The 251-nt window shown below is 62.9% G+C and carries 1 protein-coding gene; it reads left to right on the top strand.

Annotated elements, in window-relative coordinates; genetic code table 11:
* On the top strand, positions 1-251 hold a 251-nt coding region (locus tag ACLQ24_RS30650), incomplete at both ends, for a hypothetical protein (protein WP_425895202.1).

The following is a 251-nucleotide window of genomic DNA, read 5'->3' as shown; positions in this document are numbered from 1 at the left end:
GGAAGATCGCCGAACTTCTGCAAGCCAGTGGACTACAGACGGACATTCGGAACAAAAAGGTTTTTGTAGTTAACCCGGAGGAGTTGCCCGCCTCCACGGTGGCGCCGGTGCCCGCCGCGACGCAGAAGACTACCAACGCGGCTGCGGGCATCAGGCGGGACATGGATTGGGGGGACGCGTCGGGCTCTGGTGTGCCGGCGGTGAGTGAGTCTGTCATCCTGCCGCCGGGTGTCGAGCAGGATGCGGACTAT

It is taken from the genome of Micromonospora sp. DT4 (genome assembly GCF_049841675.1).
Lineage (GTDB): Bacteria > Actinomycetota > Actinomycetes > Mycobacteriales > Micromonosporaceae > Micromonospora.
This window is presented reverse-complemented; position numbering and strand designations above follow the sequence as displayed.